Below are 14806 nucleotides of genomic sequence, written 5' to 3'. Positions count from 1 at the left end.
GAAGCATTTCTCATTCTAAAATTTTTTTCAAATAAAAAAACCAATGGAAATAAATAATTTTCCATTGGTTTTTGTTATTTAGATTTCATTATTATAATAATTAAGCAAATAAACAACTTGTACAAAAAGTATTTTGTTTACAGATTGTAAACAAGTATTTATTTATTACTCAATTTATTCATTTGGTTCATCATTTGTTTGATTTGTTTTTCTGATGGTTTACGTCCCATTTGAGACATCATCACACGTAGCATTTGTTCGTTAATTGGTGGATTTTCTTTTAAATATTTCATCATATATTGTCGAGCTATGAAGAATCCTCCAACTAAACCTATGATTAGTGCTACTACTATTAAAGTAATTGCTAAGCCAGTACTCACTTATTTTCCTCCTCTAAAATTCACATACGAGAAAATTATCTCCAAGAGGATTATACAATAAAAACTATTTTGATACTACTATTTATCTGATTTAACCCTTTGCGACAACAGAAAATTTAGGAGGTTTTAGCCAACCACATTCCATTTCGTTCTTGTTAAACCCTATGAACCCTGGACTTAGTTTTGATAATGTTGCAAATAAATCCAATTCTAACATACGTGATCCAACACAAGTTACTGTTAAATAATATGGTTGAATTTCGATATGTAAGTCGCCCTTAAATTCATGAGTCAAAAAAATCTCATGGTTCTTCATCTGAATGGCAGTAAAATCTTTATATAAGTATTGTTCGACAAACGCTTCAATTTCATCAATTGGCAATAATTCGCATAAATAAGTCAATTCCTGAGATGGATAAAAAGCATTTTTTTCAGTTTTTATATTATTAATTAATTCAAATAATAACCGTTCTCTACCGTATATAAATGACTGATGCTTTTTTTTGACATGAAAGATTGAGTAAACACGCATCTATTGTCACTCCCTTCTTTCAACTAATTATACCTTCATTTTAGCAAATATTTTGTCAATTTCACCTGTAAATATTGCACTTTCTTTGTCAAAAAACAAAAAGTAGAGGGAAATTCCCTCTACTTTTTTATGTTTTATTTTGCTAATAGATCTTTAACTTTAGATACAACATTGTCGACAGAAAAACCATATTCTTTCATCACGATTTCTCCAGGAGCACTTGCACCAAAACCATCGATTGCAAGTACATCACCTTCAAAACCAGTGTATTTATGCCAACCAAATGAAGATGCCATTTCGATTGCTAAACGTTTCGTTATAGCTTTTGGTAACACACTTTCTTTATAGGCTTCATCTTGTTCATCAAAGCGATCAAAATCAGGCATTGACACAACAGTTACATCAATACCTTCTTTCGCAAGTTCTTCTTTAGCAGATACTGCCAATTGAACTTCTGAACCAGTTGCTAAAAGCAATGCATCTGCAACTTCTTTATCCGCTTTTTTGACAATATAAGCACCTTTTGAAACGCCATTGTAAACTGTTTGTACATCTACATCGAGTACTGGTAAATCTTGACGAGATAATACTAAAGCTGTAGGGCGGTTTTTAGAAGATACTGCAAGTTTCCAAGCTGCAGCTGATTCGTTTGCATCTGCTGGGCGAATAACAGAAAGATTTGGCATTGCACGTAATGCTGCTAAATGTTCGATTGGTTCATGTGTTGGACCATCTTCACCAACTGCAATTGAGTCATGTGTGAATACATATGTTACTGGTAATCCCATAAGAGCAGAAAGACGAACTGCTGGACGAACGTAATCTGAAAATACGAAGAATGTACCACCGAAGACATTTAAACCACCATGAAGCGCCATACCATTAAGTGCTGCACCCATTGCAAATTCACGAACGCCAAACCAAATATTACGGCCATCACGTTCAGAGCTTGAGAAATCGCCTGCACCTTTGATTGTTGTTTTATTTGAACCTGCTAAATCGGCACTACCACCAAAGAATGCTGGGACTTTCTTTGCTAATGCGTTAATTACTTCACCTGAAGATGAACGAGTAGCAATTGATTTTCCAACTTCATAAGTTGGTATTTCTGCATCAAAATCTTCAGGAAGATCGCCTGCTATTGCTTTTTCTAATTGTAAGCCAAGTTCAGGATATGTTTCTTTATAAGAATTAAATTGGGCATTCCATGCAACTTCTGCATCTTCACCTTGAATTTTCGCTGCTTCTTTAAATGTATTGTAAACTTCTTCAGGTACGAAGAAATCTTCATTATCCCATTCGTAGGCTTGTTTTGTAAGCATTACTTCATCACTACCAAGTGGTGATCCGTGGGAACTTGATTTACCAGATTTGTTTGGTGAACCAAATCCAATTACAGTTTTCACTTCAATTAATGTAGGTTGACCAACATGAGCTTTTGCTTGTTCAATAGCATTATTGATAGAATCAATATCATTTCCATCTTGTACTAAGATATAATTCCAACCATATGCTTTAAAGCGTTCTGCAGTATTATCTGAGAAAGACTTATTTAAATCTCCATCTAATGAGATATCATTACTATCATAAAGAACAATTAGCTTTTCTAATTGTAAGTGTCCAGCAAGAGAAGCTGCTTCTGCTGATACACCTTCCATTAAATCACCATCACCGCAAAGCGCAAATGTATAATGGTTAATAATGTCATAATCTGGTTTGTTATATACTCCACTTAAATGAGCTTCTGCCATAGCCATACCGACAGCCATTGCAATCCCTTGTCCAAGTGGACCAGTTGTAGCTTCTACCCCAGCAGTATGGCCATATTCTGGATGGCCCGGAGTCAATGAACCCCATTGACGGAAGTTTTTGATTTCCTCCATTGGAAGATCATACCCACCTAAATGAAGCAAGCTATATAATAACATTGATCCATGTCCAGCCGATAAGACGAAACGGTCACGGTTGAACCATTTTGGATTCTTTGGATTGTGGTGTAATTGTTTTGTCCAAAGCGTATATGCCATTGGTGCTGCACCCATTGGTAATCCTGGATGACCAGAATTTGCTTTTTCAATTGCATCTATGGACAAAGTACGGATTGTGTTTATTGCAAGCTGATCTGCTTGTTGAGCCATTTAGTAGACATCCTTTCATAAAGCAAAATATTATTCTATTACAGTTTAGTCAACATTCTTTCATAACACAATGCTTTTTCAATTGTTCAATTAATTTAATGGTTTGTTTCTTTGTTGTTTTGCACGTAATTTTTCTGGAGTGACTTCATCCCCATTCGGATCAAAAATACGTACGTTTTCAATTGTCCCTCTCATTGATTCACGAAATGTATCCAAGTATTCTTTTCGAAGAGCTGTTTGTTCTTTTGCTTCTTCAATCGTTAAACCTGTTTCTTTTGATTTTTTTGATAAATAGTTAATACGCTGGATTTTGTCTTTTGGTAACACGTTTAACACACCTTTCATAACTACACTACTATAAAGGTAAGAAAAAAAAGCTTCAAGCGCAAGCCTAAAGCTTAAATAAAGTGAAACTTCAATCAGTGGCGTTTCAATTTACAGGACGTACTAGTACCAAAGAAGAATTTTCGTGGCGTTTTTAGTTGGCCATCGCCCACTAATTGTTAATCCCGTTCTGCTGTCGAACTTGCAGTTGAGCCATAAGCCCGTTAATGCGGGATAAAATGCAAAATCACTTAAAACAAGCTGATCAATAAATAGATTGCCGTTCCCCATATAAATAGTGCAGAAAGTTTATTGAAAAGGTTAAAAATCGTTTTCGAAATTTGTAACTTTTTCATAAGAGCCCCTACAATCATTAAACCTACAAACCATAACCATGAAACACTAATACACGCCAAAGTAAAAAATAATTGATCCTCTCCACTATATTTTAATGCGCTTGTACCAATTACGCCGACTGTATCCAATAACGCATGTGGATTTAATAAAGATACAGATAGCGCAAAGAGAATCTGCTTTTTAATAGGTAATGCCTGTTCTTTTTCGACATTTAAAGAGCTTGAGCTCCATATTACTTTCCCCATATATAGTAAAAAAAGTATTCCTCCAATTAGCAGAAAGATTCGAACCCATTCATATTGGAAAACAATCATTGAAACTCCGAACACCGCTAAAACAATTAATAGAGTATCTGATATAGCTGCAGTTAAACTCGCTGGCAATGCTTTCAATATATTTGGTTGCGTGCCTCCTTGAGAAAAAACAAAAACATTTTGTACACCTAACGGTAAAATCAAACCAAGTGCTAAAATAAATCCATGAATATAAGCGTCCATGTCCTCCTCCTTCTATAATTATCGTACTATGATATAAATATAAGAAAAGGCCCAATTGGTTGGCTATCTACCCATCCAATTTTAAGAAAGGAGTCATTTGAGCATGTGGAAGCCGAGCCGTACTATTCCAAAAAGTTTACATCATCAAATTATACAATGGATTACAGAACAGATTAAATCAGGAGATTGGGTGGTTGGCACAAAACTTCCAACACAGCGACAACTTGCTTTTTTGCTTGAAGTAAATCGAAGTACAATAAAACTCGCTTTAGATGAATTAAAAGCTGATGGTATATTGGAGTCTAGAATAGGTTCAGGTGTATTTGTTGCCAATAACTCTTGGAATTTATTATCGAAAAACAATCAACCTAATTGGCAAAGCTACATCGAAGCAAGCATTCATAAGCCAAATGATCATACTATTCAAATGATCAATGAATATGAACAAGACAATACTGTAATCCGCTTAGGGACTGGAGAGCTTTCTCCGTCTTTGTTGCCAACTACTAAATTACAAAAATCCCTTCAAAATCTTTCATTTGAAGGAAAAGATATTGGCTATTCTTCCCCACAAGGTAGTGAAAAATTGCGTCAAGCTTTATGTAACTATTTAAGCAAACGAAAGATTACTACTACACCGGAAAACATTTTGATTGTTTCTGGTGCACTGCAGGCGCTTCAGTTAATATCATTGGGATTATTTGAACCTGGCTCAATTGTATTCCAAGAGCCCAGTTCCTATTTAAATTCAATTCATCCTTTTCAATCTTTTGGTATGCAATTAAAATCCGTTTCTCAAGAGGAAATGTTTAAAGAATCATTACAGAAAATGAAAAGAAATCGACAATCTATTTATTACACGATTCCTACATTAAACAATCCTACCGGAAGTGTTTGGTCATTAGAAGAAAAACAAAATCTCTATAACTTATGTATTGAACTTCGAATTCCAATAATTGAAGATGACGTTTACTTCGAATTACTATTTGACTCAAAATTAGTTTCTCCATCTATCAAATCACTTGATACATCTGGTCAAGTTCTATATATCGGAAGTGTTTCAAAGACTCTTAGTCCTGGATTACGCGTTGGTTGGATAGTCGGTCCAACACCTGTGATTAAGAGATTAGCAGATATTAAAATGCAAATGGATTACGGGACAAGTGCTTTTTCTCAAGAAATTGTTACGCATTGGCTAAATTCTGATTTATATGAAAATCATTTAACTTTTTTAAGAGAACAATTGAAGTTTCGTGCTACACTTCTTGATACGATTCTTAATGAGTTGTTTGAATCTTTGGCCACATGGGAGAAACCTAAAGGCGGCTTTTATATTTGGTTTAGATTTAATGAGCCTATTGTAACCAAGGAATTTTTCCTCAAACTACTTCAGAGAAAAGTGTTAATCAATCCAGGTTATATCTATAACTCTTATGATTCTCATCATATTCGTCTCTCTTATGCTTATGCATCTTTAGAAGAATTAAAAAATGGAATATATATTCTATACGAAGAAAGTATTTTATTTCTTAATAAACTAAAAACTGCTGCACCTAATGAATAGAGTTGCAGCAGTTTTCGCATTAATAATTATGAAATTTAGATATATTATAAGTTCCCGCTTTAAAATTCACTATTTACTTTCCAATTCATATTCTTTATAACGTCTATGAATCGTTGCTTTGCTGATTTGAAAGCCTAATCCTTTTAATGTAGCCGTTATTTCTTCAAATGTCATACCATTTTGTCTAAGGCTAACAATTTGATCAATTGGAACATCTATTCTTTCTCTTCCTTCAGGATTTCCTCTATCTTTTAAGTTATTTTCAGGTCTATAGCCATTTTCGACAGCACGCTTCATGCCCCGCCTTATTTTGGCATTATGTAATTTACGTTGGTATTCTTCTACAAGAGCTAAAATTTCAAGTAACATCGTATCCATTTCATTAAGTCGCATATTACCAGAATTACTTAATGTAAATATATCAACATTCATTTTTTGTAACAAATGTAGTACAGCCATGCGTCCATTTCCCCGACCCAAGCGTGTTTCATCTTGAACAAATAAAGCATGAATTTGATAATCCTTTATATATTCTAGTAAGTCTAATAATCCTTCACGATCAATATCATAGCCACTATGTCGATCAGTGAAAACTTCAGCCACTTCATATTCTTTAGCTGAAGCAAATTCTCTTAGCTCTAACTCTTGCCTCTCCAATGATGTATCTTGAGTTTCCTTTTCTGTACTTACCCGACAATACAGAACCGCTTTTTTATCTACCATTTTCTTCACTCGCCACTTCTATTCCCTTATCATTTGAAATTGTATTGTTATATTCAGGAATACTTAAAGTATGACCAGCTATTATTTTATCGTCAATCATATTGTTCTCATTTTTCACTAGACGAACCCATTCATCATTTGTAAGATCACCTTTATATTCGTCGGATAATGTCCAAAGCGTATCTCCTTGTTCTATTTCAATTTTTGTATAATTAGTGACATCTCTATTTGATACGAATAGTATAATCATGCCAATGATAATGATTGCAAAAAGTAGTGTTGTGTTTTGATTTTTTTTAACCCAATTCATGTAAGTCATCCTTTCATCGAATGTTTGTTCGGAATGTATGTTCCTAATATAAATCGAACGTTTGTTTTTGTCAACTGCTTTTTCGAACTTATGTTTGCATTGTTTGTTCGCAAATGTTATACTAAATTTAACAATTTTAGAAGAGACTCAAGATAAGAGGTGATTGGATTGAAAAAAGTATCGAAAAGACAAGAAGATATACTAGAATTTATTAAAGAAGAAGTTCGCACGAAAGGGTACCCACCTTCTGTCCGAGAAATTGGGGAAGCTGTCGGTCTAGCTTCAAGTTCTACTGTCCACGGACATTTAAACAGACTCGAAAGCAAAGGCCTTATTCGACGCGATCCAACAAAACCTCGTGCCATAGAAATTTTGGACCAAGATAATATTTCAAAACAAGGCGTCATGCATGTACCATTAGTAGGAAAGGTTACTGCTGGTTTACCAATTACGGCCATTGAAAATATCGAAGAATATTTTCCGATTCCAGACTTTTACGGCACTTCCGACGACCATATCTTTATGCTTGAAATCATGGGTGAATCTATGATAGAAGCTGGTATTTTGGATGGTGATTACGTAATTGTAAAACAACAAGCAACAGCCAATAATGGTGATATTGTTGTAGCAATGACAGAAGAAAACGAAGCAACTGTAAAGCGTTTTTACAAAGAAGATGGTTATTTCCGTCTTCAACCAGAAAACTCTTCTATGGAACCAATTATTGTAGACAATGTATCTATACTTGGTAAAGTAGTAGGACTATATCGTAATGTTCAATAATCTACTATATGAAAAAGCATCCAATTCTATTCTATTAATAGATTAGAATTGGATGCTTTTTTCTATTACTCACTATTTAAATTTCATATTTTCAAATGACTTTAGGACTCTTTGTTTCATATTAATCATTATTTCTCATCTATCCCTTTTGTCCAGCTTGCAACCTTTTCTGGATTCTTTTTAATCCATTCTTCTGCCACATCTTCAGGGTCTTCACCTTCTGAAATTTTTAGCATCGTTTCTTCTATATCCTTAGTGGACCAGTTAAATCTATCTAAAACTTTATAAGCGTCTGGTTTGTCTTCTTTCAGCGATTTACGTGCAAAAGTGTGAATACTTTCTTCTTTACCAAAAACACCTTTGGGGTCTTTTAAATATTTTAAATCATATTTTTGGAACATCCAGTGGGGTGACCATCCTGTAATCACGATATCTTTTTTATTTTTAATCGCTTTACCAAGCTCAATAGTCATGGCTCCTGAGGATGCAGTTTTTACATTCCATGAGGTTAAATTATCATAACTTTTCAAAGCTTTTTCAGCTGTGGCAACAACACCGGCTCCTGGCTCAATACCCGTAATTGTACTATTTGCCTGCATTTTCAAATCTTCTATCGAATTTTCCTTCATATATTTTGGGACAACCAAGCCTATTTTTGCCCCTTTTAAATTCGGACCTAAATCATCTAAATCATTTTTATACTTTTTATATTGTGCAGCATGGGTATTTGGTAACCAACCTCCTACCATTGCATCTGCTTCACCTTTTGATACAGCTTCCCACATAATTGCGTTATCTAGTGGAGTAAGTTGGACATCATATCCCATATTTTCTAATACTTTTCCAATAACATTTGTAGATGCTACTTCAGTATCCCATTCTACATAAGCTAAGTTAATTTGTTTGCTCTTTACAGAATTTAAATCACAGCTTGCAAGTATCGTACTTAATCCAATGCATGCAGCTAAACTAATGGCTTTCATCTTTTTGCTTAGTTTCATCCAATCATCCTTTTTGTTCGTATTTCTTCTTATTAAAGCTTTGTGATAATCGGTCAATTATTATTGCAAAGATTACTAAAGATAAACCCGCAACAAAACCATTTCCGACTTGAGCACGTTGTAAAGCTGACAATACTTTGCGACCTAATCCTGGAGCACCAATCATAGAAGCAATAACGACCATAGAAAGTGCTAACATTACTGTTTGGTTTATTCCCGCCATAATAGTGGATTTTGCTAGAGGAAGTTCAACTTTAAATAATTTCTGGAAAGAAGTACTACCGAATGATTCAGATGCTTCGATTAACTCTTTTGATACTTGTTTTATACCGAGATTTGTAAATCGTATTGTCGGTGGAATTGCGAAGATAATAGAAGCAAATACTCCTGGTACAACTCCTATGCCAAAAAAGGCAACAGCTGGTATTAAATAGACGAAACCAGGCATCGTTTGCATAAAGTCTAAGATGGGTTTCATGATACTCTCTACAAATCTAGTTTTCGACATTAATATCCCAATAGGAATACCTATTATTATTGATATAATACTCGCAAATAATACTAGTGTAATTGTATTCATCAACTCTTCCCATAGGTTTTGGTTGTAGATAAATAACAAACCAATCATCGAGAAGATTGCTAATCCTATTTTCTTTCCTGAAGCAAAAAATGCTAGTAACATTACAATTATTATTAAAAGAATAGGTGGTATAATCATCAAGAAATCCGTAATAGAATTCATCGTTATTTGGCCTATTGCTTGTATGGTGTCAAACATACCAGCAAAATGATCTGTCAAAAAGTCCATTGCGTTTTGTGTCCATTTTGCAACGGGTATTTTTGAAAATTGATCTAGAAAATTACTCATGTACTAATACCCCCTCACTATCTTTTGCTAATGCTTCAATAACAACTCCCTTGATTAAAATACCAATAAGTTTGCTGTTTTTTATGACAGCAACTGGTGTTGGAGCGTCATAGATCACATTAAAAACATCTTGGATAAGAGTATCGTGTTCAACAGTCACAATATCTGAATGAACAATTTCCTTAATACTTTTATCTCCACGTTTAGCAGATTCTAATGCATCATCAGCTGTTATATAACCTTTAATTTTCCGACTGCGGTCAAGAGCAACAAGCATACTTACTTCCTCTTGGCGCATTCTGGCAAGCGCAACCTTTGGTCCGTCTTGTTCAACATTGACCGTAATTGGACGTATCATAATATTTTCTGCTGTTAGAACCTTCGAGCGATCTACATCTTCTACGAAGTTACGAACATAATCATTTGCTGGATTTGTTAATATCTCTTCACCTGTTCCAATTTGAATAATTTGACCATCCTTCATAATAGCGATTCTGTCTCCAATTCTTAGTGCTTCATTCAGATCATGTGTGATAAATATGATTGTTTTTTTCATCGTAGATTGTAAATCCAATAGCTCATCTTGCATGCCCTTTCGAATAAGTGGATCGAGTGCTGAAAATGCTTCGTCCATTAATAAAATATCCGGATTATTCGCAAGCGCTCTTGCTAATCCTACACGTTGCTGCATACCACCAGACAATTGATTTGGATATTGATCTTTGAAATCTAGTAATCTTGCATTTTCTAAAGCTTGCTCTGCTTTTTCTCTACGTTCTTCTTTTGATACTCCACGAACTTCTAAACCGTATTCAGTATTTTGTAGTATTGTTTGATGAGGGAATAAACCGAAGTTTTGAAAGACCATATTGATTTTCTCTCTACGTACTTTCCGCAACTGTTCTTTATTCATTTTCGAGATATTCTCTCCATCTATAAAAATATTACCGTTTGTAGGTTCTATTAATCTGTTTAATAATCGAACAAGTGTTGATTTCCCGCTACCAGATAACCCCATAATAACGAAGATCTCACCTTCATTTACAGAAAAACTAGCATCATATACACCAACAGTTGCTCCTGTTTTGTTCAAGATTTCATTTTTTGTAATTCCTTGTTTAACCAAGTCTAGCGCCTGATTTGTGCGCTTACCAAAAACTTTACTTACGTGATCAATTTTAAGTTTTTCCAAATATATCTCCCCTAAAAAAAGATTTTCTATTTATCAGCATTTAACCGCTTCAACACAAAGTAACAACTTAATGTTATCATCAGGTTGTTACTTTAGTCAAATAGCCACCAATTACAAACTAAATAGCCGAGTAATCATATTTCTAGATTTTTTGCTTTTTTCAGCAAAGAATTTGAGTACTTCTTATGATTTAAATAAATAAAATTTCCCACAAAAAAGGTAATCTAAAATTTTTTAGATTACCTAGATACCCGTATTTTAAATTGTGTTTATTTAATCTTTTGAAAAAAGGAAATTTTGAACTGTGTCAACACATTGTTCATTTCCGATAAAATAGATCACATCATATTCATGCAACGAAGCATAAGGACCTGGTGATAATAAGATTTCCTGCCCTCTTTTAATACCAACAATTGTTGCTGTTGTATTTTGCCAAAAATTCAAATCTTGAATGGTCTTTCCTAAATAAGCACATTCCCCTGTAACGGTTACTTGAAATGGAACGAACGGATTAAGTGAATGGAAACGGTCAGTACGACTTACTAATTCCTTTGTTAAAGTTTCCAACTTTTCGAGTTCTTTCTTCTGTTGAGAAATGCTATCAACCATTTCACGTTGAACTTCTTTTACTGATTGTACATCTTGTAGCTGATGGACAAATTTCGCAGCGTTCTCGTATGATTTTATAATAACGCCCGAACCTTTTGAAGTTTCTACAATTTCTAAATCATGCAGCACTGCAATTGCGCGACGTGCCGTTTCCGAAGACACACCATATTGACTTGCTAAAGAAGATCTGGCATATATTCTTTCGCCAATTCGGTATTTATTTTCAACAATTTTAGAGGCAATATCGGCAGCAATAATTTGATATTTAGACTGCTTGATTTTCGTTTTTTTTTCCATCTCAGGCATAGAACTTCATACCCTTTCATAAAAAAATGCTTAATACTAAGGCTTATCATATCACCATTGAAATGTATATACTATGATTTATATTTGTATGTAAATAAAAAAGCATTTAAACGCAATAGTTGATTTTAAATGTCTAACCTTGATGTATCAAGCAACAATCATTCATAAAGTCCCTCATCCGGAAATTATTGTATTCTAATGTAACTTTAGAATACATAGCACACTAATTATTACAAATTTTTTCTAGTTATTATTCTTTGTTATCCGGGTAGATATTCTAAACAGAATATTTTAGGAGGACAATCATGTTTGGATTCGCTGATATAATAAAATTTCTAATCTCTTTTTTCGTGATTCTGCCCTTCGTTACGCTTATCCATTTAAGCGGACATATTTTTTTCGTTACACTTTTCGGGGGGGCGGAGAAAAAAATCAGTATTGGATGTGGGCAGGTAGTATTCTCCTTATGGAATATCGAAGTAAAGAAATACTACTTCTGGAATGGGGCATGCGAGTTTAAAATGTTAAAGCATGATAACCGAATAACAAACGCATTGATATACCTAGGCGGTTCTTTATTCAACCTGATAGGTATTTTTCTGATACAAGCTCTCATTTCTCAAGGAATTCTAGATAAGTCTGTCTTTTGGTATCAGTTTACTTATTTCTCATTTTATATTCTGTTTTTCTCATTATTTCCTATGTATTTTTCAGATGGTTCGCCAAGCGATGGGAGGGCAGCAGTACTCGCATTGAAGCACCAGGATGAAAAGAAAATAAGCGATGATATTCATTTCAGGAAAATTGAAGAGCAAAATAAGCCTATTGAAAAATCTAAGGATGAGCAAAATTAGACAATACTTTTTTGCATTTACAATTTTACTTACCTCAATAAAATCTTTAATAAGGAAAAAGCGTTGAGGCTAAAAGCTTCAACGCTTTTCACCCATTGTCGAAGGCATATAAAAAGCACACCTGACAAGATGTGCTCACATTTTTATATCTCTTAACTAATTGAAAAACTTATTGCATCTTTATTTTTTTCAGTTAGGGCTGAAGCAACTTCTTTTTCAATCTCTTTATTATTTTGCTCAATTAATTCTTGTATAATTTTCTTATCTCCAACGCATAAGCTAGTTTGATCTAGATATTCTTTTATTTTACTACTGGGTAATCCTAATTTACACATTCCCCTCACCTCTCTATCTAATGAATTTCGACATAATAGAGAGTTTTTCCTTTAATAATCCCCAACCAATATTTTACATAGAAATACACCTATCTTTGTAGATGTTTCTCAGAAGTTACGGAGTAGATGAATATATAAAGAAACTATCATAGAAAAAAATATGGATTAAATAAAAAATTTGTCCACAAATAATAAAATTAGAGGACAAAGAAAAAGCGCTTAAGACCTAAAGCCTCAAGCGCTTTTCCATTTCATCTTAATACATTTTCATGTATTGGTCACGTTCCCATTGGTGTACTTGTGTACGGAACATGTCAAATTCGATTTCTTTTGCTTCACGGAAGTTTGCATAGATATGTCTACCAAGAGCATCTTGAATTACTTTATCTTCTGCAAGTGCAGCAAGTGCATCATTTAAATTAGCTGGTAAGTTACCGATACCTTCTTCAGCACGTTCTTCTGCATTCATAATGTAGATATTGCGATCTACTGCAGGTGGTGGTGTAAGTTGTTGTTCGATACCATTTAAGCCAGATTCTAAAATTACTGCCATTGCTAAGTATGGATTAGCAGCTGGGTCTACTGAACGTACTTCAATACGAGTTGATAAACCACGAGAAGCTGGAATACGAATTAATGGTGAACGGTTTTGAGCTGACCATGCAACGTAGCAAGGAGCTTCATATCCAGGTACTAAACGTTTGTAAGAGTTAACTGTTGGGTTTGTTACTGCAGTGAATCCTTTAACGTGTTTTAATACGCCTGCCATGAATTGGAAAGCAGTTTCGCTAAGTTTTAATTCACCAGATTCATCATAAAATGCATTTTCTTTGCCTTTGAATAATGAAACGTTACAGTGCATACCAGAGCCGTTTACACCGAATAATGGTTTAGGCATGAATGTTGCATGTAAACCATGTTTACGAGCAATTGTTTTTACAACCAATTTGAATGTTTGGATATTATCACAAGCTTCGATTGCATTAGCATATTTAAAATCAATTTCGTGTTGACCAGGAGCAACTTCATGGTGAGAAGCTTCGATTTCAAAGCCCATTTCTTCAAGTTCTAACACGATATCACGACGGCAGTTTTCACCAAGATCTGTTGGTGCTAAATCGAAGTAACCACCGTGGTCATTTAATTCTAGAGTTGGTTCACCATCTTCATCTAATTTGAATAGGAAGAATTCAGGTTCAGGTCCTAGATTGAAGCTTGTATAACCCATTTTTTCCATACGTCCTAAAACACGGCGAAGGTTGTTACGAGGGTCCCCTTCAAATGGAGTTCCATCAGCTTTATAAACATCACAGATGAAACGACAAACAGTACCTTTACCAGTAGTCCATGGGAATACAATGAATGTATCCAAATCTGGATATAAATACATATCTGATTCTTCAATACGAACAAATCCTTCAATTGAAGATCCATCAAACATCATTTTGTTATCAAGTGCTTTTTCTAATTGACTCACTGGAATTTCAACGTTTTTAATCGTACCTAAGATATCAGTAAATTGTAAACGAATAAATTTAACTTCTTTTTCCTCAACAAGTCTACGGATATCATCTTTTGTGTATTTACTCAAACTAATCACTCTCCCATTAATATGTAATAAACTTTATAAATACTCAACTCTTAAAAAAAGAATCGAGATAAATCCCCTTGACGAATAGACGTTTTTTGCATTGTTTGTGCTTGCTGCATTTCTTCTCTAAGAATGCGTCTTAAATCAGCATCCGTTATATCAGTTTTCGTTTGTTTTGCCAATACTGGCTCGTTCTTCATTGCGAAGACTTTTTTGATACCTGCCATGTTAATGCCTTGGTCTAATAAGTCTTTTATTTCAAGTAGAACATCAACATCGTTTAATGAAAACATCCGACGATTCCCTTCAGTTCTCGCAGGTGTGATTAGCTCATGTTCTTCGTAATAACGAATTTGCCGAGCGGTTAAATCAGTAAGTTGCATGACTATACTGATTGGTAGTAAAGGCATGGTCTTGCGAATTTCTTTACTCATATCCATCA

The 14806-nt window shown here is 34.2% G+C and carries 17 protein-coding genes; 3 read left to right on the top strand and 14 right to left on the bottom strand.

The features are described 5' to 3' along the window. Window positions 1–158: 158 nt before the first annotated feature. From ACWV26_RS05175 to ACWV26_RS05155, 5 genes are all read right to left on the bottom strand, one after another. Window positions 159–380: a YneF family protein gene (locus tag ACWV26_RS05175; RefSeq protein WP_455897306.1), complete on the bottom strand. Its 222-nt coding sequence runs from the start codon at window positions 378–380 to the stop codon at window positions 159–161. A gap of 91 nt (window positions 381–471) precedes the next feature. After that, window positions 472–912 carry a sporulation inhibitor of replication protein SirA gene (gene sirA, locus ACWV26_RS05170; RefSeq protein WP_455897305.1) on the bottom strand — a complete coding sequence of 147 codons (441 nt, stop codon included), beginning with the start codon at window positions 910–912 and terminating at the stop codon, window positions 472–474. A gap of 134 nt (window positions 913–1046) precedes the next feature. Continuing rightward, window positions 1047–3050 carry a transketolase gene (gene tkt / locus ACWV26_RS05165; RefSeq protein WP_455897304.1) on the bottom strand — a complete coding sequence of 668 codons (2004 nt, stop codon included), beginning with the start codon at window positions 3048–3050 and terminating at the stop codon, window positions 1047–1049. A 90-nt stretch (window positions 3051–3140) separates the two neighbouring features. Further along, window positions 3141–3377, bottom strand: a complete 237-nt coding sequence (locus tag ACWV26_RS05160) for a DUF896 domain-containing protein (protein WP_455897303.1) — start codon at window positions 3375–3377, stop codon at window positions 3141–3143. A 248-nt stretch (window positions 3378–3625) separates the two neighbouring features. After that, window positions 3626–4228, bottom strand: a complete 603-nt coding sequence (locus ACWV26_RS05155; RefSeq protein ID WP_455897302.1) for a LysE/ArgO family amino acid transporter — start codon at window positions 4226–4228, stop codon at window positions 3626–3628. Between the two features lie 103 nt (window positions 4229–4331). Here ACWV26_RS05155 and ACWV26_RS05150 point away from each other — a divergent pair, with 103 nt between their 5' ends. Next, on the top strand, window positions 4332–5792 hold the full coding sequence (locus ACWV26_RS05150; RefSeq protein ID WP_455897301.1) for an aminotransferase-like domain-containing protein: 1461 nt from the start codon (window positions 4332–4334) through the stop codon (window positions 5790–5792). A 69-nt stretch (window positions 5793–5861) separates the two neighbouring features. Here ACWV26_RS05150 and ACWV26_RS05145 read toward each other — a convergent pair whose 3' ends face one another. Further along, window positions 5862–6515, bottom strand: coding sequence for a YneB family resolvase-like protein (locus ACWV26_RS05145; RefSeq protein WP_455898181.1), 654 nt, complete (start codon window positions 6513–6515; stop codon window positions 5862–5864). Continuing rightward, on the bottom strand, window positions 6505–6825 hold the full coding sequence (gene yneA, locus ACWV26_RS05140) for a cell division suppressor protein YneA (RefSeq protein ID WP_455897300.1): 321 nt from the start codon (window positions 6823–6825) through the stop codon (window positions 6505–6507). The genes ACWV26_RS05145 and yneA overlap by 11 nt, the downstream gene beginning before the upstream one ends. Window positions 6826–6993: 168 nt before the next feature. On the opposite strand from yneA, the gene lexA reads away from it, so the two are divergent. Then, a complete protein-coding gene (gene lexA / locus ACWV26_RS05135; RefSeq protein ID WP_455897299.1) occupies window positions 6994–7608 on the top strand; it encodes a transcriptional repressor LexA in 615 nt (204 codons plus the stop codon). 128 nt (window positions 7609–7736) lie between these two features. Here lexA and ACWV26_RS05130 read toward each other — a convergent pair whose 3' ends face one another. The 4 genes from ACWV26_RS05130 to ACWV26_RS05115 form a co-directional block, all read right to left on the bottom strand. Beyond that, on the bottom strand, window positions 7737–8609 hold the full coding sequence (locus tag ACWV26_RS05130; protein ID WP_455897298.1) for a glycine betaine ABC transporter substrate-binding protein: 873 nt from the start codon (window positions 8607–8609) through the stop codon (window positions 7737–7739). Window positions 8610–8613: 4 nt separating this feature from the next. Then, a complete protein-coding gene (locus ACWV26_RS05125; RefSeq protein ID WP_455897297.1) occupies window positions 8614–9477 on the bottom strand; it encodes an ABC transporter permease in 864 nt (287 codons plus the stop codon). Next, complete coding sequence (locus ACWV26_RS05120) at window positions 9470–10669, bottom strand: quaternary amine ABC transporter ATP-binding protein (RefSeq protein WP_455897296.1); 1200 nt, start codon at window positions 10667–10669, stop codon at window positions 9470–9472. The genes ACWV26_RS05125 and ACWV26_RS05120 overlap by 8 nt, the downstream gene beginning before the upstream one ends. A gap of 273 nt (window positions 10670–10942) precedes the next feature. Further along, window positions 10943–11584: a TrkA C-terminal domain-containing protein gene (locus ACWV26_RS05115; RefSeq protein WP_455897295.1), complete on the bottom strand. Its 642-nt coding sequence runs from the start codon at window positions 11582–11584 to the stop codon at window positions 10943–10945. Between the two features lie 305 nt (window positions 11585–11889). On the opposite strand from ACWV26_RS05115, the gene ACWV26_RS05110 reads away from it, so the two are divergent. Continuing rightward, window positions 11890–12438 carry a hypothetical protein gene (locus tag ACWV26_RS05110; RefSeq protein ID WP_455897294.1) on the top strand — a complete coding sequence of 183 codons (549 nt, stop codon included), beginning with the start codon at window positions 11890–11892 and terminating at the stop codon, window positions 12436–12438. Between the two features lie 152 nt (window positions 12439–12590). Here ACWV26_RS05110 and ACWV26_RS05105 read toward each other — a convergent pair whose 3' ends face one another. From ACWV26_RS05105 to ACWV26_RS05095, 3 genes are all read right to left on the bottom strand, one after another. Beyond that, on the bottom strand, window positions 12591–12773 hold the full coding sequence (locus ACWV26_RS05105) for a hypothetical protein (protein WP_455897293.1): 183 nt from the start codon (window positions 12771–12773) through the stop codon (window positions 12591–12593). A 256-nt stretch (window positions 12774–13029) separates the two neighbouring features. After that, window positions 13030–14364: a type I glutamate--ammonia ligase gene (gene glnA, locus ACWV26_RS05100; protein ID WP_455897292.1), complete on the bottom strand. Its 1335-nt coding sequence runs from the start codon at window positions 14362–14364 to the stop codon at window positions 13030–13032. Between the two features lie 50 nt (window positions 14365–14414). Next, entirely contained in the window at window positions 14415–14798 is a 384-nt protein-coding gene (locus ACWV26_RS05095; protein ID WP_455897291.1) for a MerR family transcriptional regulator, read from the bottom strand. Window positions 14799–14806: the final 8 nt, after the last annotated feature.

The sequence above is a fragment of the Rummeliibacillus sp. JY-2-4R genome (genome assembly GCF_053847205.1).
This window is presented reverse-complemented; position numbering and strand designations above follow the sequence as displayed.

What these genes read in the sequence shown, in the direction of transcription:
- yneA (WP_455897300.1), bottom strand. Translation starts at nt 6,825, where the DNA reads ATGAATTGGGTTAAAAAAAATCAAAACACAACACTACTTTTTGCAATC.
- ACWV26_RS05115 (WP_455897295.1), bottom strand. Translation starts at nt 11,584, where the DNA reads ATGCCTGAGATGGAAAAAAAAACGAAAATCAAGCAGTCTAAATATCAA.
- ACWV26_RS05150 (WP_455897301.1), top strand. Translation starts at nt 4,332, where the DNA reads ATGTGGAAGCCGAGCCGTACTATTCCAAAAAGTTTACATCATCAAATT.
- ACWV26_RS05105 (WP_455897293.1), bottom strand. Translation starts at nt 12,773, where the DNA reads ATGTGTAAATTAGGATTACCCAGTAGTAAAATAAAAGAATATCTAGAT.
- ACWV26_RS05125 (WP_455897297.1), bottom strand. Translation starts at nt 9,477, where the DNA reads ATGAGTAATTTTCTAGATCAATTTTCAAAAATACCCGTTGCAAAATGG.
- ACWV26_RS05155 (WP_455897302.1), bottom strand. Translation starts at nt 4,228, where the DNA reads ATGGACGCTTATATTCATGGATTTATTTTAGCACTTGGTTTGATTTTA.
- ACWV26_RS05145 (WP_455898181.1), bottom strand. Translation starts at nt 6,515, where the DNA reads ATGGTAGATAAAAAAGCGGTTCTGTATTGTCGGGTAAGTACAGAAAAG.
- tkt (WP_455897304.1), bottom strand. Translation starts at nt 3,050, where the DNA reads ATGGCTCAACAAGCAGATCAGCTTGCAATAAACACAATCCGTACTTTG.
- ACWV26_RS05110 (WP_455897294.1), top strand. Translation starts at nt 11,890, where the DNA reads ATGTTTGGATTCGCTGATATAATAAAATTTCTAATCTCTTTTTTCGTG.
- sirA (WP_455897305.1), bottom strand. Translation starts at nt 912, where the DNA reads ATGCGTGTTTACTCAATCTTTCATGTCAAAAAAAAGCATCAGTCATTT.
- ACWV26_RS05095 (WP_455897291.1), bottom strand. Translation starts at nt 14,798, where the DNA reads ATGAGTAAAGAAATTCGCAAGACCATGCCTTTACTACCAATCAGTATA.
- ACWV26_RS05130 (WP_455897298.1), bottom strand. Translation starts at nt 8,609, where the DNA reads ATGAAACTAAGCAAAAAGATGAAAGCCATTAGTTTAGCTGCATGCATT.